Annotated in this window: 19 protein-coding genes; 7 read left to right on the forward strand and 12 right to left on the reverse strand. The window is 57.9% G+C overall.

The genetic code is table 11. From position 1 onward, the window contains the following. Positions 1-25: 25 nt before the first annotated feature. The 3 genes from glpX to AKU94_RS12695 form a co-directional block, all read right to left on the reverse strand. Positions 26-991: a class II fructose-bisphosphatase gene (glpX, locus tag AKU94_RS12685; RefSeq protein ID WP_050527637.1), complete on the reverse strand. Its 966-nt coding sequence runs from the start codon at positions 989-991 to the stop codon at positions 26-28. A 121-nt stretch (positions 992-1,112) separates the two neighbouring features. Next, positions 1,113-2,399: a homoserine dehydrogenase gene (locus tag AKU94_RS12690; RefSeq protein ID WP_050527638.1), complete on the reverse strand. Its 1,287-nt coding sequence runs from the start codon at positions 2,397-2,399 to the stop codon at positions 1,113-1,115. An 87-nt stretch (positions 2,400-2,486) separates the two neighbouring features. Continuing rightward, complete coding sequence (locus tag AKU94_RS12695) at positions 2,487-2,798, reverse strand: hypothetical protein (protein WP_050527639.1); 312 nt, start codon at positions 2,796-2,798, stop codon at positions 2,487-2,489. A gap of 111 nt (positions 2,799-2,909) precedes the next feature. On the opposite strand from AKU94_RS12695, the gene AKU94_RS12700 reads away from it, so the two are divergent. Together AKU94_RS12700 and AKU94_RS12705 are read left to right on the forward strand one after the other, a co-directional pair. Next, positions 2,910-3,506: a TetR/AcrR family transcriptional regulator gene (locus tag AKU94_RS12700; protein WP_050527640.1), complete on the forward strand. Its 597-nt coding sequence runs from the start codon at positions 2,910-2,912 to the stop codon at positions 3,504-3,506. Positions 3,507-3,642: 136 nt separating this feature from the next. Beyond that, a complete protein-coding gene (locus AKU94_RS12705; RefSeq protein WP_050527641.1) occupies positions 3,643-3,966 on the forward strand; it encodes an arsenate reductase family protein in 324 nt (107 codons plus the stop codon). A gap of 50 nt (positions 3,967-4,016) precedes the next feature. Here the strand turns inward: AKU94_RS12705 and AKU94_RS12710 are convergent, their stop codons facing one another. From AKU94_RS12710 to thrS, 3 genes are all read right to left on the reverse strand, one after another. Next, entirely contained in the window at positions 4,017-4,223 is a 207-nt protein-coding gene (locus AKU94_RS12710) for a cold-shock protein (RefSeq protein WP_050527642.1), read from the reverse strand. A gap of 209 nt (positions 4,224-4,432) precedes the next feature. Further along, the gene (bufA1, locus tag AKU94_RS12715) at positions 4,433-4,663 is read right to left on the reverse strand and encodes a BufA1 family periplasmic bufferin-type metallophore (protein ID WP_083445060.1); all 231 of its coding nucleotides are present in this window, start codon (positions 4,661-4,663) and stop codon (positions 4,433-4,435) included. A 38-nt stretch (positions 4,664-4,701) separates the two neighbouring features. After that, complete coding sequence (gene thrS / locus AKU94_RS12720) at positions 4,702-6,675, reverse strand: threonine--tRNA ligase (RefSeq protein ID WP_050527644.1); 1,974 nt, start codon at positions 6,673-6,675, stop codon at positions 4,702-4,704. A gap of 144 nt (positions 6,676-6,819) precedes the next feature. Between thrS and AKU94_RS12725 the strand changes: the two genes are divergently transcribed. After that, a complete protein-coding gene (locus AKU94_RS12725; RefSeq protein ID WP_050527765.1) occupies positions 6,820-7,566 on the forward strand; it encodes an alpha/beta hydrolase in 747 nt (248 codons plus the stop codon). 56 nt (positions 7,567-7,622) lie between these two features. Here AKU94_RS12725 and phaZ read toward each other — a convergent pair whose 3' ends face one another. After that, entirely contained in the window at positions 7,623-8,912 is a 1,290-nt protein-coding gene (gene phaZ, locus AKU94_RS12730) for a polyhydroxyalkanoate depolymerase (RefSeq protein ID WP_050527645.1), read from the reverse strand. Between the two features lie 95 nt (positions 8,913-9,007). On the opposite strand from phaZ, the gene phaC reads away from it, so the two are divergent. From phaC to phaR, 3 genes are all read left to right on the forward strand, one after another. After that, positions 9,008-10,825 carry a class I poly(R)-hydroxyalkanoic acid synthase gene (gene phaC / locus AKU94_RS12735; RefSeq protein WP_157056542.1) on the forward strand — a complete coding sequence of 606 codons (1,818 nt, stop codon included), beginning with the start codon at positions 9,008-9,010 and terminating at the stop codon, positions 10,823-10,825. 163 nt (positions 10,826-10,988) lie between these two features. Beyond that, positions 10,989-11,417, forward strand: a complete 429-nt coding sequence (locus AKU94_RS12740) for a hypothetical protein (protein ID WP_050527647.1) — start codon at positions 10,989-10,991, stop codon at positions 11,415-11,417. A gap of 141 nt (positions 11,418-11,558) precedes the next feature. Then, complete coding sequence (gene phaR / locus AKU94_RS12745; RefSeq protein ID WP_050527766.1) at positions 11,559-12,113, forward strand: polyhydroxyalkanoate synthesis repressor PhaR; 555 nt, start codon at positions 11,559-11,561, stop codon at positions 12,111-12,113. An 18-nt stretch (positions 12,114-12,131) separates the two neighbouring features. Here the strand turns inward: phaR and AKU94_RS12750 are convergent, their stop codons facing one another. The 3 genes from AKU94_RS12750 to AKU94_RS12760 are packed head-to-tail and all read right to left on the reverse strand — an operon-like array spanning position 12,132 to position 15,472. Further along, a complete protein-coding gene (locus tag AKU94_RS12750; RefSeq protein ID WP_050527648.1) occupies positions 12,132-13,415 on the reverse strand; it encodes an NAD(P)/FAD-dependent oxidoreductase in 1,284 nt (427 codons plus the stop codon). Beyond that, positions 13,412-14,767 (reverse strand): glutamine synthetase family protein, encoded by a 1,356-nt coding sequence (locus AKU94_RS12755; RefSeq protein ID WP_050527649.1) that lies wholly within the window; start codon positions 14,765-14,767, stop codon positions 13,412-13,414. The genes AKU94_RS12750 and AKU94_RS12755 overlap by 4 nt, the downstream gene beginning before the upstream one ends. Before the next feature lie 24 nt (positions 14,768-14,791). Then, positions 14,792-15,472 carry a type 1 glutamine amidotransferase gene (locus AKU94_RS12760; RefSeq protein ID WP_050527650.1) on the reverse strand — a complete coding sequence of 227 codons (681 nt, stop codon included), beginning with the start codon at positions 15,470-15,472 and terminating at the stop codon, positions 14,792-14,794. Between the two features lie 134 nt (positions 15,473-15,606). Between AKU94_RS12760 and AKU94_RS12765 the strand changes: the two genes are divergently transcribed. Beyond that, positions 15,607-15,924, forward strand: a complete 318-nt coding sequence (locus AKU94_RS12765; RefSeq protein WP_050527651.1) for a DUF3775 domain-containing protein — start codon at positions 15,607-15,609, stop codon at positions 15,922-15,924. A gap of 4 nt (positions 15,925-15,928) precedes the next feature. Here AKU94_RS12765 and AKU94_RS12770 read toward each other — a convergent pair whose 3' ends face one another. Both AKU94_RS12770 and AKU94_RS12775 read right to left on the reverse strand, forming a co-directional pair. After that, positions 15,929-16,534, reverse strand: a complete 606-nt coding sequence (locus AKU94_RS12770; protein ID WP_050527652.1) for a glutathione S-transferase — start codon at positions 16,532-16,534, stop codon at positions 15,929-15,931. 28 nt (positions 16,535-16,562) lie between these two features. Further along, positions 16,563-17,900, reverse strand: a complete 1,338-nt coding sequence (locus tag AKU94_RS12775) for a glutamine synthetase family protein (RefSeq protein ID WP_050527653.1) — start codon at positions 17,898-17,900, stop codon at positions 16,563-16,565.

A 17,900-nucleotide genomic window follows, 5' to 3' on the forward strand; every position in this document is an offset into this window, starting at 1 on the left:
GTTTATGTCGCGCCCGAAGCGGTGATCACTTGACGGGGCTACGATATGTCATGCGCCGTACCGATCCGGTTTTGGAGCGCATGAGTAGCGTTTCGGTGGTGAACCAGCCCGGCTCGCTTTTGATGCCCGCAAGGATGGACCCAGACGTCACGCCTGTCGCGGCAAAGATCACATCGGCGGTGACCATTTCATCCCGGGTATAGATGCGGTCCAGATCGTTGATCCCAGCCTTGGCGGCGCGGCCCCGCTCGTCATCATTGCGAAACAACAGCTTGCCGTACATCTGCCCGCCCATACATTTCAAGGCCGAGGCCGCCAAGACACCCTCTGGTGCGCCGCCTGAACCCATATACATATCGATGCCGGTGATCTCGGCCTCGGCGCAATGGATGACGCCTGCGACATCGCCATCCGTGATCAGGCGGATCGCGGCGCCGGTGCTGCGCAGCTCGGCAATCATTTCGTCATGACGTGGGCGTTCCAGCACGCAAACGGTGATTTCCTCTGGCTTGCAGCCTTTGGCCTTGGCCAGCGCGCTGACACGTTCGGCCGGGCTCATCTCAAGGGTGACGGTGTCGGGGGCATAGCCGGGGCCGATCGCCAGTTTCTCCATATAGACATCAGGCGCGTGCAAGAGCGTGCCACGCGGCGCCATCGCAATAACCGTCAGCGCATTGGGCATGTCCTTGGCGGTCAGCGTGGTGCCTTCCAGCGGGTCCAGTGCGATATCCACCGCAGGCCCCTGACCTGTGCCGACCTCTTCGCCGATGAACAGCATCGGGGCCTCGTCACGTTCGCCTTCGCCGATCACCACCACACCCTTGATGTCGAGCAGGTTCAACTGGTCGCGCATCGCATTGACGGCGGCCTGATCTGCGGCTTTCTCATCTCCGCGACCGACCAGCTTGGCCGATGCCAGCGCTGCGGCTTCTGACACGCGCGCCAAACCGAGTGAGAGCAAACGATCCTGAAATTCCTGTGCATCAGCCATAAGGCTCTCCTGTGATATGATGTGTTGGGTGTGGACTAAACGGCTGCTGTCCCCATCGCAAGTGCGAGAGCGCTAACAGATTGCCCGAAAAAGCAAACGCACCCGCAGTGCGTGCGCGGGATCAGACCTCCTCAATCCGCAAGGCAACGGGTTCAGCAACCAGTACGCCCGCCGTGGCAAAACGGGCCAATGCGTCGTCGATATCGGCGCGGGTGGCTTTGTGGGTCACGATCAGCACTGGGGCTTGCCCGTCCGAATGGCCGTATTGCCGCATCCGGTCAATAGAGATCCCGGCCTCGCCCAAGGCGGTTGCGATCTTGGCCAATGCACCGGGTTTATCCAGTAAGGTCATGCGCAAATACCACGCACAAGCGGCCGAGACCGCCGCCGCAACAGGCACCGTCAGCGCGGTCGCAGGCAGCCCAAAGGTCGGAATCCGCAGCCCGCGGGCGATATCGACAACATCGCCCATAACAGCGCTTGCAGTTGGCCCCATTCCGGCCCCGGCCCCGCGCAATACGATCTGGCCCACGGAATCGCCCTCTAGCACAACCATATTCGTGCCACCCGAAAGCTGTCCCAGCGGGCTGCCCACCGGCACGAGGCAGGGTGTCATCCGTTGTTCCAGCCCGCGGCCGGTCATCCGTGCCACGCCCAGAAGTTTGATCCGGTAATCCATATCGGCGGCATGGCGGATATCATCGATGGAAATCGCGCCGATCCCCTCCAGCTCTACGGCGTCAAAGGAAACCTGCGTGCCAAAGGCGATTGAGGCCAGCAGCGCCAGTTTGTGCCCTGCGTCGATCCCGCCGACATCCAGATTAGGGTCAGCCTCCAGATAGCCAAGCTGGCGGGCCTCCTCGAATACCTGCGCATAGGGCAGGCCCGCATCTTCCATACGGGTCAGGATATAATTGCAGGTGCCGTTCATCACACCCATCACGCGGCGCATCTCATTGCCGGCCAGCCCTTCGGTCAGGGCCTTGATCACCGGAATACCGCCCGCAACAGCGGCTTCAAAGCGGATTATGCATCCCGCTGCCTCGGCAGCAAGGGCAAGCGCATGGCCGTGATGGGCCAGCAAGGCCTTGTTGGCCGTGACCACATCCTTACCGGCGGTCAGCGCGGCCTCGGTTGCTTCGCGCGCAGGGCCCTCATGGCCGCCCATTACCTCGATGAAAAGATCGACATCATCGCGGCGCGCCAATGCCACCGGATCGGTTTCCCAGGCATACCCCGACAGATCCGCATCGCGGTTCTTGCTGCGATCACGGGCACAAACGGCGGTGATGACCACTTCACGCCCTGAACGGGCGGCAAGCATTGCTGCGTGTTTCTGTACGATCTGAACGATGCCAATGCCCACCGTTCCAAGACCGGCCAGACCAATACGCAAAGGGGCAGCCATAAAATTCTCCATTTTTCTGGGGGCATGCTGTTGGGCAACTGTTAGCCTGTCATGCCCGTGCTTGCAACGCGGCAGGATACGCTTTTGTCAGTTGAGCTGTGCCGGATGGGCGGCGACCGCGTCGGCCAAGCGCGCCCGTGTCGCAGGGCTGTGGACCGGTCCGCGCATCGCTGTTGCCCTTGCGCGAAGGCCTGCCGCCCGCGCCGCCACGGTATCGCGCGCAGATGCGGTCGCGCGTCCCGGTTCAGCCTGGGCAATGAGCCCCTCGATCGGGACAAGTTGCGGTTCGGTACCGCCGCGCACGGTCTGTGTCTGGATGGCGTCAATCTCATCAAAACCGCCGCAGCCGCCCAAGGCCGCAATAAAACACAGCACAAAGGGCAAGAGGGCAGGGCGCATCAAAGAGGCTTTCGCAAAGGAGGTTCCCTACCTTTAACGCCCGCCCCGCTTATGGGCAAGGATGCAGGACAGCCATCTTGAATTGAACGGGCATTCAGATAAGTTGGGCGCATGGCACGTAAAATTGGATCCTCATCTGAAATTACCGGCCCGCGTATCCGTGACGCGGCCTTGCGGCTTTTTGCGCGGCACGGGTTTGCGTCTGTTTCCATGCGTCAGATCGCGGCAGAGGTGGGGGTGCAGGCCGGTGCGCTTTATCTTTATACCGCCGACAAGCAGGCGTTGCTGTTTGATCTGATGCAAGATCACATGACGGACCTGCTCTGCGCGCTCCAAGCGCTTCCGCAATGCAGTGACCCGGCGGCACAGCTTGACCAATTCGCGCGGTTTCATATTGGCTATCACCTTGACCGCCCGGATGCGGTTTTCATCGCCTATATGGAATTGCGCAGCCTGAGCGCTGACAACTTCGCTGCCATCGAATCGCTGCGCCGCCGCTATGAGGACCATTTGCAGGGCATCCTGATCGAAGGCGCGGCCAAAGGGCGCTTTATCTTTGGCGATGCCAAAATGACGACACTTGCGTTGATTGCGATGTTGACCGGCGTGACAAATTGGTACCGTGAGGGCGGACGGCTGAGCCGCGCCGATGTGCAAACCCTTTACGCCGATATGGCCCTGCGCGCCGTCAGCGTAGCAATTGAATAATTATCAAAGGGCTGTCCCTAAGGGTAATTCCGCCTATATTGGCGCGCAAGCGGGTATTTTGCGGCTGTCACTGCAAACCCTTTTGGCTTCAACGGACTGCGTGCGCCGGTGCACGCTTAGAATAAGGAAACTCGTGATGATCCTTTATGGCATCTCTACCTGCGATACCTGCAAGAAGGCCCTGAAGGCGCTGACCGCCGCAGGCCATGCCCCTGAGTTTCGCGATGTGCGTGCCAACCCGCTCAGCGAGGCTGAAATCCATGAATTCATTTCAGAATTTGGCGGTGCTATCATCAATCAGAAATCCACCACATGGCGCGGGGCTACGGATTGGCTCAAGGCTTGTGAACCTGACGAGCAATTGAAACAGCAACCTACCTTGATGAAACGCCCCGTCATTCGCGGTGATCACGGGCTGACATTGGGTTGGGATGCGGACGTTCAGGCAAAATACCTCTGAATGCCAAAACGGCCCGCAAACAGCGGGCCGCCACATCCCCCCTTAAATCCTCAGAGCAAGCGCAGGTCTCCCGCTGATTCCTTGCCGTCCCGACCTGATTGCAGCTCATAACCAATTTTCTGGTTATCGCTCAGCCCGGTCAGCCCCGCGCGCTCTACCGCTGAGATGTGGACAAATACATCCTTTCCACCATCATCCGGTGCAATGAACCCATAGCCTTTAGTGCCGTTAAACCATTTGACGGTGCCAGTTGGCATGCCGCTTCTCCTTCATCAATCCATCCCGTGGCGACATGCCGCAAGATCGTGCGGGCGCCAGCCTAAGGCGATAATTTCGCGCCCAGAGCCGACCCGCACATTTAAAATCATGCCGAAACAGAAACAGAAATCAAGATACTTGTTGGCGTTGCGCAAATTCCGGCAGTGGGTTTTGTCACAACCATGCATCGGAAAGAAGGGGGGCAGGCTTATTCCTTGGGCAGATCGCGGCCCAAGGGTTCCAGACTGCCCATGCGCCCCTCGGGCAGTTCCATCGCTGTGCAGGCGCCGACGCGAACCATTTTCCAGGCGTTGCCCTGAAAGTTTACGGTTGATTTGCCGCCACCATCAACCCCGTCGGCCTGACCCGCGAGTGCAACGCCATAGCATTTTTCCATACTATCTTGCGCCGCCACTGGGCCGACTTGGCCAAGCAGCATGCCAAGCAATGCGACCCTGAGTAGTTTGGAGTGCGCTATCACAAGGAATCCTCCGGCTTTTTGGGTAACTGCATATCGGGCGGGGTTGCCTCATCGCGCAAAAGCCGCACGATTGCATCCATTGTGCTGGTCTCGGTCTTATTCTCGCCCAAACGGCGCACCGAGACGGTTTTTTCCTCTACCTCGCGCATGCCGACGGCCAGAATCACCGGCACTTTACCGACGGAATGTTCGCGGATCTTGTAGTTGATCTTTTCATTGCGCAAATCGACCTCTGCCCGCACACCTGCGGCGGTCAGGGCCGCGGCCACCTCCAGCGCGTAATCATCGGCGTCCGAGACGATCGCCGCGACAACCACCTGACGAGGTGCCAGCCAGAACGGCAGTTTGCCTGCGTGGCTTTCGATCAAAATCCCGATGAAGCGCTCGAATGAACCGAGGCAGGCACGGTGAAGCATGATGGGACGGTGTTTGCCGCCGTCTTGCCCGATGTAATGCGCATTAAGCCGTTCGGGCAGGTTCGGATCGACCTGCAAGGTGCCGCATTGCCAGTCGCGGCCGATCGCATCGGTCAGCACAAACTCCAGCTTGGGGCCGTAAAAGGCGCCTTCGCCCTCAAAGATCTCATAGTCGCGACCGGCGGCCTTTACCGCATTGGCCAAAGCCGCCTCGGCATAATCCCAGCTTTCCTCCGATCCGATGCGTTTTTCGGGGCGGGTCGAGAGCTTGATCCGCCATTTGTCAAAGCCCAGATCCGCATAAACCGCCGAGAGGAAATCAATAAATTTGCGCGATTCGGCCTCGATCTGGTCCTCGGTGCAGAAGATGTGCGCATCATCCTGGGTAAAGCCGCGCACCCGCATGATGCCATGCAGCGCGCCCGAAGGCTCATAACGGTTGCAGGAGCCGAATTCCGCCATCCGCAACGGCAGATCGCGATAGGATTTAAGGCCGACATTGAAGATCTGCACATGGCAGGGGCAGTTCATCGGCTTGAGCGCATTGATGGTTTTCTCGCGGGCGTGATCCTCGTCAACCTCGACGATGAACATATGCTCTTGATAGTTTTCCCAATGCCCCGACGCTTCCCACAGTTTGCGGTTGACCACCTGCGGTGTGTTCACCTCGACGTAGCCATCGGCGTGCTGACGGCGACGCATATAGTCTTGCAGCTCGGTATAGATGGTCCAGCCGTTGGGGTGCCAGAAGATCTGGCCTGGGGCCTCTTCTTGCATATGGAACAGGTTCATCTCGCGGCCCAGCTTGCGGTGGTCGCGTTTGGCGGCCTCTTCGAGCATGGTCAGATGGGCGCGCAAATCGTCGCGGTTCTTGAAGGCCACGCCGTAGATCCGCTGCAACATCGCGCGGTTGCTGTCGCCGCGCCAATAGGCACCGGCCAGCGACATCAGCTTGAAGCTGTCGGCCGGAAGCTGCCCTGTGTGTTGCAAATGCGGGCCGCGGCAGAGGTCCTGCCAATCGCCGTGCCAATACATGCGCAAGGGTTCGTCACCGGGGATGCTCTCGATCAGCTCCACCTTATAGGGTTCGCCCTTTTGCTCATAATGCGCGATGGCACGGGGGCGGTCCCAGACCTCGGTGCGGACCGGATCGCGCAGGTTGATGATTTTCTTCATCTTTGCTTCGATCAGCGCGAGGTCTTCGGGGGTGAAAGGTTCGGCGCGGTCAAAGTCGTAATACCAGCCATCCTTGATGACCGGGCCAATGGTGACCTTTACATCGGGCCACAGCTCTTGCACGGCGCGGGCCATCACATGCGCAAAGTCATGGCGGATCAGTTCCAGCGCAGGGGCATCATCGGCCAGCGTATTCAGGGCAATCGTCGCATCGGAATTGATCGGCCATTGCAGATCGAAATGCGCACCATTGACGGTGGCGCTGATCGATTTTTTGGCAAGGCTGGGGGCGATGGAGGCCGCGACCTCTGCTGCGGTTACACCGGCATCATATTGACGGATATTGCCATCGGGAAAGGTCAGGGAAATCTGGGCCATTTGGGCCACCTCCTCGGTTTGGCGCCCACGATGCGCCCGGTTGCGGGTTTACAAGCGCCCCAAATGGCGATTTGTTTTGGAAATGTCAACCGCTTGGCCCGCGCGCGGCACTGGTCTATGCTCGGAAAAAAGCTTGAGGACCGCATGTCAAATCCATCCTTTCTGACCACCCCGCAAAACCGCCGCATCGCCTATCATCAAACACCGGGGAGCGGGCCGGGCGTGGTGTTTTTGGGCGGGTTCAAATCCGATATGGAGGGCACCAAGGCCCTGCATCTGGAAGAATGGGCGCGGGAGAGGGGAGCGGCCTTTTTGCGGTTTGACTATTCCGGGCATGGGTCTTCGTCAGGTGAATTTCTGGAGGGCGCGATTGGCGACTGGTTCGAGGATGCGCTGGCGGCGATCACCACGCTGACAACCGGTCCGCAGATCTTGATCGGCTCATCCATGGGAGGGTGGATCTCATTGCTGGTGGCGCGCGCCGTGCCCGAGCGTGTGGCGGCATTGGTGGGAATCGCTGCTGCGCCTGATTTTACCGAAGATAGCATGTGGGCCGGTTTCACGCCTGCGCAGCGCGCGGAACTGGCGCGCGGGCAGGTGGTTCTGCCATCGGATTATTCGGATGAGCCTTATATCATCACCAAACGGTTGATTGAGGAGGGACGCGACCGTCTTGTCCTGCGTTCGCCGCTGGAGCTACCGTTCCCTGTGCGTCTGCTGCAAGGTACGGCGGATGTGGATGTGCCGCCCTCAGTTGCTTTGCGTCTGATGGATCACGCGACCAGCCCGGATTTGCGGCTGACCTTGGTGAAGGATGCTGATCACCGTTTTTCTACCCCTGAATGCCTCGATTTGGTGACGCAAACGCTCGAGAGCCTGTTGCACCGCTGATAGAACGCAAAAGCCCCCGCAGATAGCAGGGGCTTTGCTGTCGAATGGCGTCGAATTCAGGATGCAGCCTTTACCGCCGCTACTGCGACCGGCTTGGCCTTTTCTTGCGGCGCATCGCCAGAGTTGGCGTCGATGAAGTCCAGAACCAGCGGGCGAATGTTCAAACGCCAGCTTTTACCAGCAAAGATCCCGTAGTGGCCTGCACCGGGTTCGACATGGCTGGCTTTCTTGCTGTCGGGCAACCCTGTGCAAAGATCAAGCGCCGCAATACATTGGCCGGGGGCCGAGATATCGTCATTCGCGCCCTCGACCGTCATGACCGCAACCCGTGTGATCGCACTGATATCGACGCGCTTTCCGGAAACTTCAAAGGTATTCTTGGCAATTTCGCCATTTTTGAACAACCGTTCCACCGTCGAAAGGTAAAATTCCGCCGGCATATCCATCACCGCCAGATATTCATCATAAAAGCGGTTATGTGCGTCATAATCCGAGGCCTCATCACGGGCGACGCGGATGATCTGTTCCTGGAACGCTTTGCTGTGACGTTCTGCATTCATCGAGATGAAGCTTTGTAGCTGCAAGAGACCAGGATAAACCAAGCGGCCCGCGCCCTTGTATTTGAAACCGACCCGCTGGATGGCCGAATGTTCCAACTGGCCCATCGTCACCCGACGGCCAAAATCGGTAACCTCGGTCGGGGCGGCATCGGGATCTACCGGACCACCGATCAGCGTCAGGCTGCGCGGCTGTGCATCGGGATCCTCGGCGGCAAGGTAGGCCGTCGCTGCCAATGCAAGCGGCACCGGCTGACAGACGGCAATCACATGCGTATCCGGCCCAAGTTCACGCATAAAATCAACGAGATAATGGGTGTAGTCTTCGACATCGAATTTGCCTGCCGACACCGGGATGTCGCGCGCATTGTGCCAGTCGGTGACATAAACCTCACAGTCGATCAACAAGCTTTTGAGGGTGGAACGCAGCAGCGTGGCATAATGCCCTGACATCGGTGCGACCAGCAAAACCTTGCGCTTCATCGGATCGCGGCGGCGGACCGAAAAATGGATCAAATCGCCGAATGGACGCTCCACAACCTTCACAAGATCAACCAGATGGTCTTGTCCACTGGTGCCCACGATGGACCGGACTGCCCAGTCGGGCTTATCAACCATGCGCGCAAAGCTGCGCTCCATCACCTCGCCCCACGCGGCAGTCAGTTGGATGGCTGGATTCATTGATAACGCAAAGAGCGGGTAGTTGGCCATCGCCTTTGCTGTAGCGCCGATCCACTCATTTGTGTTTCTGGCACTTTCCATCAGGTCGTAGGTCATCATATACTTCATAGCATCTCCTGAGCCGTCAAGGTTTGGGCGATAGGGCTGTGGATCCTTGGTTGGGGCGCATCCGCCATGCTGCGCTGCAGCGAATATAGGGGGGAATGATTAAAATGGCAATAACGCAGAATAAAAGTAACGAAAGTTTAGCCCGGCTTAATGCCAATCTGGCAAAAGTAGAAGAGCTTTCAAAACGTCTGACTACTGCGCTTTCGCAACGGAAATCATCAGATCCGGCGCTTTCTGGCCCTAGTCAGGATGTTTATATGAAAGCGGCAAACGCCTATTTTTCCGATGTCATGCAAAACCCTTCGCGGATGATCGAGAGTCAGGTCAGCTATTGGGGTAAAACCCTGCAACATTATGTGGATGCGCAGAGTGTTTTGTTGAAGGGTGAGGTGAAAGCCCCTGAAGATAACCTTCCAAAAGACCGGCGCTTTTCCAATCCGATGTGGGATGAAAACCCCTTTTTCAATTATCTGAAACAACAATATCTGCTCAATGCGGAAATGGTGGCAGAAACGGTAAGCGGTCTGGAAAATCTTGACCCGATTGAACGTAAGCGGGTGGAATATTTCACCCAGCAGATCGTGGATATGATGTCGCCCACCAACTTTTTCGGAACCAATCCCGACGCGTTGGAGCGTGCTGTGGCAACCGATGGCGAGAGCCTTGTCGCGGGGCTTGAGAATCTTGTCCGTGATATCGAAGCGAATAATGGGGAGTTGCTAGTCAATCTTGCGGATAAATCGGCCTTTGAGGTGGGCAAGAATATCGCAACAACCCCCGGTGCTGTGGTTTATCGCAACAAGATGATGGAGCTAATTCAATACAGCCCCACAACGGAAACCGTGCATGAAACCCCGTTGATCATCTTTCCGCCTTGGATCAACAAATTCTACATCATGGATCTGAAGCCGCAAAACAGCCTGATCAAATGGATCGTCGATCAGGGCTTCACTCTGTTCGTGGTGTCCTGGGTCAACCCCGATCAAAGCTATGCCGATGTCGGGATGGACGACTATATCCGCGACGGCTATTTGCGCGGGATGGCCGAGGTGCGGCGGATTTGCGGCACTAAACAGGTGAATGCTGTGGGTTATTGCATCGCGGGAACGACGCTTTCGCTGACCTTGGGGCATTTGGCCAAGGCGGGGGATAATACCGTCAAATCGGCAACCTTCTTTACCACCCTTACCGATTTCGTCGATCCCGGAGAGGTCGGCGTCTTTTTGACCGATGATTTCGTCGATGGCATCGCACGACAGGTGGCGGTGGACGGGATATTGGACAAGACGTTCATGTCGCGGACCTTCTCTTTCCTGCGCTCCAATGACCTGATCTATCAACCTGCGATCAAGAGTTATATGATGGGCGAGGCGCCGCCCGCCTTTGACCTGCTGTTCTGGAATGGGGATGGCACCAATCTGCCCGCCAAGATGTCGGTCGAGTACATTCAGGGGCTGTGTCAGCAAAACGGTTTGGCAAAAGGTGAGTTTCCCGTTTTTGGCGATCCGGTGAAGCTGTCCGATATCAAGCTGCCGATCTGTGCGATTGCCTGTGAGACCGACCATATCGCCGCATGGAAAAGCAGCTATAACGGCATGGCGCAATTCGGGTCCAAGGATAAGACCTTCATCATGGCGCAATCGGGCCATATCGCGGGCATTGTGAATCCGCCGAACAAAAACAAATACGGACATTACACCAATGATGCCCCGCTTACGACGCCCGAGGACTTTATGGCGGGCGCTACTTTCCATGAAAAGCAAAGCTGGTGGCCGACCTGGGGTACGTGGCTTGCCAAACAGTCCGGAAAGCAGGTCGAGGCCCGCGAACCGGGCGGCCCAGACAACCCGGTTCTTGCCGCGGCCCCGGGCACTTATGTGGGTGCGGTGCCTGCCAAAAAGACCGAAAGCTAACCTAGGGGAAGTTTTTGTGTTTTATCCTGAACGGGTTAGGCGTTAAGAAATGCTGCAGTGCAGAATAGCCCTTGCAATGCCGCAGTGCAGCATGTATATCTTTTTTCAGGAAACGCGGAAAGCTCCGCTGATTAGGAGAATTTGAAATGACTAAGACCCTGACATGACAAAAATGGTTCAAGACATGATGGCTTCGTTCCCAACCGACAATTCTGCGTTCCAGAACGCATTTAAAAGCCAAGCTGCAATGGCTGAAAAGCTGTCCAAAGTTGCCTTTGAAGCTGCTGAAAAATCCACCGAGATTTCTTCCAAGTGGGCAAAAGATGCAATTTCCAAAGCAACCAATGTAACAGCGGCCAAAGCCGATCCAGCCGAGTACAGCAAAGCTGCAAGCGATTTCGCTTCTGCTGCTGCTGAAATGGCGTCCGAGAACATGGCTGCTTTCGCTGAGGTTGCCAAGAAAGTTCAGATGGAAACTGTTGAGCTGATGCTGGCTGCTGGCAAAGACATGACCGAAGAAACCACTGCTGCTGTGCAAAAAGCAACGGCTGACGTCCAGTCTGCTGCGAAAAAAGCGACAGCCTCGAAATAAGCCAACCGGCTTTAGGCGCGTTTGGCTTCCTCCCAGCCAATTCATGCGCCAAGGGCGGGCTTCTTATGAAGCCCGCTCTTTTCTTTTATGCTGCACTGGCCTAAGCTTTTGCGGCAGTGCAACATTTCCAAGGGGGGCTTGATGGCCGAAACCGACAAACCGCTATTGATTAAGCGTTATGCCAGTCGCCGCCTGTATAATACCGAAACATCGGATTATGTGACGCTGGACGATATCTCCGGCTTTGTACGGGCTGGGCGTGAGGTCCAGATTATCGATCTGAAATCAGGCGATGACCTGACGCGCCAATATCTGCTGCAGATCGTGGCAGAGCATGAAAGCAAGGGTGAATCGGTTTTGCCGACCAATGTGCTGAATGATCTGGTGCGCAGCTATACCACGGGTGTCAGCTCTATTGTTCCGCAGTTTCTGGCCTCTTCTTTTGATATGCTGCGCGACAGCCAATCAAAGATGGTGGAAAATATCACCAAGGTTCCCAACCCGATGGCCTCGGTTCCCGGGTTTGACGCGATGCGCAAACAGCAAGAAGCCTTTCTGAAATCCATGATGGGTGGCGTGCCAGGCTGGGGTGGTGGCGAAGAAGATCCCGAAGGAACCCCGAACAAGGACTCGGATGAGCTGCGTGAGATAAAGGCGCAACTGGCAGAGCTTCAAAAGAAGCTTTCCAAAATGTAAGGCGGCGCAGGCTTGGCGTTAAAGGCCCAGCCTGTCGCGCAATCCGTACCATGTCATCGCTGCCGCCAGCAATGGCCAACGAAGCGTCGCCCCGCCGGGAAACCGCGGCTGGGGTAGGGCGGCCAGCACATCAAAACCGCTTGCCTGCCCCTGCACCGTTTGCGCCAAAAGCTTCCCGGCAAGCGTGGCCATCGCCACCCCATGCCCTGAATACCCAGCGGCCGATACCACATTTGGATGGGTCCGGATCAGGCAGGGCATCCGGTTGCGTGTAATCGCCAAAGTCCCGCCCCAGGCATAGTCGATTTTGACGTCGCGCAGATGGGGATAGACCTCCAGCATCGGCTTGCGCACGGTTTTCACAATATCGGGAAAACGGTAGCCATAGCTTTCCCCACCGCCAAAGAGCAGCCGTTTATCATCCGACAAGCGCCAGTAGTTCACCACAAATTTGGTATCCGCCACGGCCACATTGCGCGCCAGAACACTTGCGGCCTCTGCGCCCAAAGGTTCCGTTGCGACGATGAAATTGTTGATCGGCATCACGCGGGCGGCAACCTTTTGGTCCAGCCCTGCCAAATAGCCGTTGCCCGCCAAGATCACATGGGCGCAATCTACGCGCCCCGCGCCGGTGTGTACGATTGCGCGCGGCCCGTGAGTGATCTGATGCACCTCGGATTGTTCGTATATTGTGGCGCCCGCCTTGGCCGCCGCCTTGGCCAAGCCCAAGGTGAAATTCAACGGATGCAAATGTCCGGCACCCAAATCCAGATCGCCGCCCCTAAAGGCCGCAGATCCGATCAGCCCGTCGGGTAAGGGCTCGATCTGATCATAGCCGTAATCGCGCTCCAGCTTTTCGGCATAGCGGCGGGCGTGGGCCACTTCCGCGTCGCTATAGCATGCATGCGCCACACCCGCATGAAAGGGCAGGCCCATTCCAGCGGCAAGATCGCGGACCAGTTGCTTGGCCTCCTCGCCCATATCCCACAGGGCATGCGCGGCCTCATTCCCTGCCAGCTTTTCCAGCGCGTCCTGTTCCAGCCGCTGGCCAGATCCGACCTGCCCCCCGTTGCGCCCCGATGCGCCAAAGCCGACACGGTGCGCCTCCAAAAGCGCCACGCTCAACCCCGCCTGTGCGCAATGGAATGCCGCCGACAGCCCGGTATAGCCGCCACCAATTATGCAGACATCAACCGTCACCTGTCCTTTTAGGGGGGCAAAAGGCGCCAGCTCAGTCGCGGTCGCGGCATAATAAGAGGCGGGATATTCCCCCGGCCGGTCGTTGGCATGCAATAGGTTCATACGTTCAACAACAGATGCTCCCGCTCCCACGGGCTGATAACCTGCTGAAACTCCTTATACTCATTGCGTTTGACGGAATCATATATCCGACAGAATTCGGGGCCGAGAACCTCGCAAAGCGTTGTGTCCAGCTCCAGCAGATCAAGCGCATCATTCAGCGTATAGGGCAGATCCGTCTCAATGTTATAGGCATCTCCGGTGCATTCGGCGCGGGGGGCTTTGCCCTCAACCAGCCCAAGGTATCCGCAGGCAAGGCTGGCCGCGATCCCGAGATAGGGGTTGCAATCCATTCCCGCCAGCCGGTTTTCCACACGCCGCGCCGCCGGCCCCGAAATGGGCACGCGCAGGCCGGTTGTGCGGTTGTCGCGCCCCCATTCAAGATTGATAGGTGCAGCAAAATCCGGAACATAGCGCCGGTAGCTGTTCACATAGGGCGCAAGCAACGCGACCGCGCCGGGCAGGTGGTTCTGCATCCCTGCGATAAAATGCAAGAACGCGTCCGTTTCCGTGCCATCGGATGCGGAAAAGATATTCTCGCCCGATTCAATATCCACGACCGAATGGTGGATATGCATTGCCGATCCCGGCTCTCCCTCAATCGGTTTGGCCATGAAGGTGGCAAAGCAATCATGACGCAAGGCAGCCTCGCGGATCAACCGTTTGAAGAAGAAGATCTCATCGGCCAGCCGGATCGGGTCGCCATGGGCGAGGTTGATCTCTACCTGACCGGCACCGCCCTCTTGCAAAATGCCGTCGATCTCCATGCCCTGCGCCTCGGCAAAGTCATAGATATCGTCGATCACCTTGCCGTATTCATCGACCGCACTCATCGAATAGGCCTGCTTGCCCGCAGCGCGGCGGCCCGAACGCCCCATCGGAGGCAGGACTGGCATATTCGGATCAAGGTTACGGGCGGTCAGAAAGAATTCCATCTCGGGTGCGACGACCGGCACCCAGCCCTTGGCTTTGTAGAGATCAACCACGCGTTTCAACACATTGCGTGGCGCGGTGGCAATCGGGTTGCCCTGCTGGTCTTGGGCGTCATGTATGACCTGAACCGTCACATCGGCGGTCCATGGCGCGGCAGTTGTGGTCGAATAGTCAGGCACCAGAACCATATCCGGCTCGGTGAATTGCCCGCCGGGGTTTTCGGCCCATTCCCCGGTGATGGTCTGCAAGAAAATAGAGTTGGGCAAAAAGTAATTGGCCTGCGTCGCGAATTTTGAGGCGGGCATCGCCTTGCCGCGCGCCACACCTGCAATGTCGGCGATGATACATTCCACCTCATCCAGGCGCCGCCCTGCGATATACTCTTGTGCTGCTTGGGGGATGGTGTCGGTCCATTTGGTCATTACAACGCTCCGGTCCTTGGGAAATCAGCCCCGAGGCTGTTTGAAAAAAGTGGCGATTCGCGTGGCCATGGCACTATCGTCCAACGGCTGCGCTAGCTTGGAAGTCGCTGTTGCCAGCAGATCATCCGGCACCACGCCCTTGCCACGTGTGTTGATCAACCCGTCGATAAATTCGGCACGAAATTCGGGGTGGGGTTGTACGCTGAACATCCGGTCATCATAGAGAAGGCCGGCATTGGCACAAAACTCATTCGCTCCCACTACCTCGGCGCAATCGGGTTTGGCGACGACCTGATCTTGATGCCAGGCATTCAGCACCATGGCGGTGCCGTCAAAGTCGTATTCGGTTGGCCCCACGGCCCAGCCTTGCGGGAATTTCTCGACCCGGCCGCCCATGGCCTGCGCCATGATCTGATGGCCGAAACAAATGCCGACCGTCGGCACATGGGCCGCGTATGACGCGCGGATGAAATCCTCCAGCAACGGGATCCAGGGGTGGTCCTCATAGGCGCCGTGGCGTGATCCGGTGATCAGCCAGCCCTCTGCGGCATGAACGTCCGGCGGGAATTCGCCGTCGACCACGCGCCATGTCTTGAATGTCAGCCCATGCCCCGCCAAAAGGCGTTGGAACATATCCGGGTAATCCCCCATCTCAGCGATAAGCTGGTCAGGCGAGAGGCCGGTTTGCAAAATACCGATCAGCATAAAATCCCTATGCGGTTGATGCCACTAGCCTATCCGCTTCCTCCCCTCATCGGCAAGAGGGAAACACCCGCGATCCCCCTTGCTCTGGCCCGCGTCCTGTCGCACCATGGCGCAAAGCGAATTAAGGACAGCCCATGATTGAAATCAGCCCCAGTAAAGTCGTCCATATTATCTTTCAGGCCCGCGAAGGGCATAGCAGTTCGGCAGAGCTTTCGGCCTTCATCGACAATCTGAACGTGGATGAGCAAGACCACCTGACCGCCATTGCGTGGGTCGGGCGCGGCAGCTTTGAGGCCGAAGATTACGCCGAGGCACTGGCCACAGCACAATCTGAGAAAACCGTGCCCACGGCTGATTATCTGATGGGCATGCCGCATCTGGCCGAGAACCTTGAGGCGGGGTTGGATGCTATGGGTATTGATGTTGATGGCGAGGAAGAAGACCTGCTCTAGGGGGTCATGTGCCGGGTTCCCCGCTCCAAAGCGGGCGTTTGACCATTACCGCGTTGAAACGGTCAGAGGCAAGGAATGCCGCCAGCCATGCATGGACTTTTGGCCATGGCTGCGCGTCAAACCACGGCTTGTCGACAAAGGCGAATTGCCGCACGAAGGGCAACATCGCGTAATCGGCAAGGCTGGCCCGGTCAAAAACCCATGTGTTGAGCGTGGCCTCAAGATCGTCAAAAAACAACACGGCATTTGCGCGGGCGGCGTCTACATCGCTTGACGGATGGCGGCTTGCGTATTTCACACGGTCGAGGGCGGCTTTGAAAGGCCCGTCGGCGCGGGTGATCCAATCATATCCTGCCTGAGGCATATCCAGCCAGCCCTCGGGGTCGCTCTGACGCAACGCCCAAAGCATCACATCAAGGCTTTCATCTATCACCCCGTCTTTGGTCACAAGACATGGCACTGTTGCCGAAGGCGATGCGGCCAGAAATGCTGCGGGTTTGCTGCGCAGCAAAATCTCGCGCATTTCCACCTCAACGCCCGAGGCATGCAGTGCAAGCCGCGCACGGATGGCATAGGGGCAACGGCGAAAGGAATAGAGAACGGGTGTCATTTGGTCTTATCGTTGATGTTTGTTGCGATCAGACTGTATCGAGGTAAAGCTCGACCTGCTCTTCGGGGCTAAGCTCTGCCAGATAGAGCTTCTCTTGCCGTTTGGTCAGAGTCAGGTTGCGGATCAGGTCCTTGCTGAAAATCCGCGGCATAATGTCCGAGCTTTCAAAAGCATCGATCGCAGCCCCCCATTCGGTCGGGATCTGGGGCAGACCCTCTTGGGAATAGGCGTTGCCGGTGATCGGAGAGGGCGGCTCTACGCCGTCCTCGATCCCGTTCAGCGCGGCCCCGAGAATAACGGCGAGCATCAGATAGGGGTTCACATCGCCGCCCGCAACGCGGTGCTCGATACGCCGCGCGGCGGTGGAGCCTGCGGGAATGCGCAGTGCCGCCGTGCGGTTCTCATAACCCCAGCAGATCGCGATGGGGGCGTGGGCATCGGGCACCAACCTGTCATAGCTGTTGCCATGCGGGGCGAACAGCAGCGTAGAATCGTGCATCGCATCTAGACATCCCGCTACGGCATGGCGCAGGGCGGCGGTGCCTTTTGGTCCGCCGCTGTCAAAGATATTATCGCCCTTATCATCGAGCACCGAAAAATGCGTGTGCAGCCCTGATCCCGAATATTCCGGATAGGGTTTTGCCATGAATGAGGCCGCAAACCCGTGCCGCCGCGCCAGACCTTTGACCAGCATTTTAAACAGCCAGGCATCATCCGCCGCCCGCAGTGCGTCATCGCAATGCATCAGGTTGACCTCGAACTGGCCAAGCCCGGTTTCGGAGGTAGAGGTATCGGCAGGGATATCCATCGCCTCACAGGCATCATAAAGATCGGTGAAGAAGGTATCAAAGGCGTCCAGCGCGCGGATCGACAATGTCTCGGCGGCCTTGCGGCGTTTGTTGGAACGGGGCGAGGCGGGAACCTGCATCTTCTTGCCGCTGTCATCGATCAGGAAAAATTCCAGCTCCATCGCGCAAACGGGTGTCAACCCGCGCGCCTTGTAGCGGGCAACAACGGCGGCAAGCGCCTGGCGCGGGTCGCCGTCGTAGGGCTGGCCGTTTTCACGAAACATCCAGATCGGCAGCAGTGCCGTCGGCGCCTCCAGCCACGGCATCGGCATAAAGCCACGCTCGGTCGGGCGCAGCACGCCGTCCTGGTCGCCTTCCTCAAAGACCAGCGGGCTGTCGTCAATATCCTCGCCCCAGATATCGAGGTTAAGGACCGAAAACGGAAAGCGGGTGCCGCCTTTGACCGCGTTATCGGCAAAGCGCGCTGGGATGCGTTTGCCCCGTGCCTGCCCGTTAAGGTCTGCCGCTGCTACGCGGATTGTGCGGACCTCGGGGTGTTTGCGCAGCCAGTCTTTCAT

Source organism: Pseudorhodobacter aquimaris (assembly GCF_001202025.1).
GTDB lineage: Bacteria > Pseudomonadota > Alphaproteobacteria > Rhodobacterales > Rhodobacteraceae > Pseudorhodobacter > Pseudorhodobacter aquimaris.

Coding starts and splice junctions, on each gene's coding strand:
- glpX (WP_050527637.1), bottom strand. CDS start 991: ATGGCTGATGCACAGGAATTTCAGGATCGTTTGCTCTCACTCGGTTTG.
- AKU94_RS12690 (WP_050527638.1), bottom strand. CDS start 2,399: ATGGCTGCCCCTTTGCGTATTGGTCTGGCCGGTCTTGGAACGGTGGGC.
- AKU94_RS12695 (WP_050527639.1), bottom strand. CDS start 2,798: ATGCGCCCTGCCCTCTTGCCCTTTGTGCTGTGTTTTATTGCGGCCTTG.
- AKU94_RS12700 (WP_050527640.1), top strand. CDS start 2,910: ATGGCACGTAAAATTGGATCCTCATCTGAAATTACCGGCCCGCGTATC.
- AKU94_RS12705 (WP_050527641.1), top strand. CDS start 3,643: ATGATCCTTTATGGCATCTCTACCTGCGATACCTGCAAGAAGGCCCTG.
- AKU94_RS12710 (WP_050527642.1), bottom strand. CDS start 4,223: ATGCCAACTGGCACCGTCAAATGGTTTAACGGCACTAAAGGCTATGGG.
- bufA1 (WP_083445060.1), bottom strand. CDS start 4,663: ATGCTGCTTGGCCAAGTCGGCCCAGTGGCGGCGCAAGATAGTATGGAA.
- thrS (WP_050527644.1), bottom strand. CDS start 6,675: ATGGCCCAGATTTCCCTGACCTTTCCCGATGGCAATATCCGTCAATAT.
- AKU94_RS12725 (WP_050527765.1), top strand. CDS start 6,820: ATGTCAAATCCATCCTTTCTGACCACCCCGCAAAACCGCCGCATCGCC.
- phaZ (WP_050527645.1), bottom strand. CDS start 8,912: ATGAAGTATATGATGACCTACGACCTGATGGAAAGTGCCAGAAACACA.
- phaC (WP_157056542.1), top strand. CDS start 9,008: ATGATTAAAATGGCAATAACGCAGAATAAAAGTAACGAAAGTTTAGCC.
- AKU94_RS12740 (WP_050527647.1), top strand. CDS start 10,989: ATGACAAAAATGGTTCAAGACATGATGGCTTCGTTCCCAACCGACAAT.
- phaR (WP_050527766.1), top strand. CDS start 11,559: ATGGCCGAAACCGACAAACCGCTATTGATTAAGCGTTATGCCAGTCGC.
- AKU94_RS12750 (WP_050527648.1), bottom strand. CDS start 13,415: ATGAACCTATTGCATGCCAACGACCGGCCGGGGGAATATCCCGCCTCT.
- AKU94_RS12755 (WP_050527649.1), bottom strand. CDS start 14,767: ATGACCAAATGGACCGACACCATCCCCCAAGCAGCACAAGAGTATATC.
- AKU94_RS12760 (WP_050527650.1), bottom strand. CDS start 15,472: ATGCTGATCGGTATTTTGCAAACCGGCCTCTCGCCTGACCAGCTTATC.
- AKU94_RS12765 (WP_050527651.1), top strand. CDS start 15,607: ATGATTGAAATCAGCCCCAGTAAAGTCGTCCATATTATCTTTCAGGCC.
- AKU94_RS12770 (WP_050527652.1), bottom strand. CDS start 16,534: ATGACACCCGTTCTCTATTCCTTTCGCCGTTGCCCCTATGCCATCCGT.
- AKU94_RS12775 (WP_050527653.1), bottom strand. CDS start 17,900: ATGAAAGACTGGCTGCGCAAACACCCCGAGGTCCGCACAATCCGCGTA.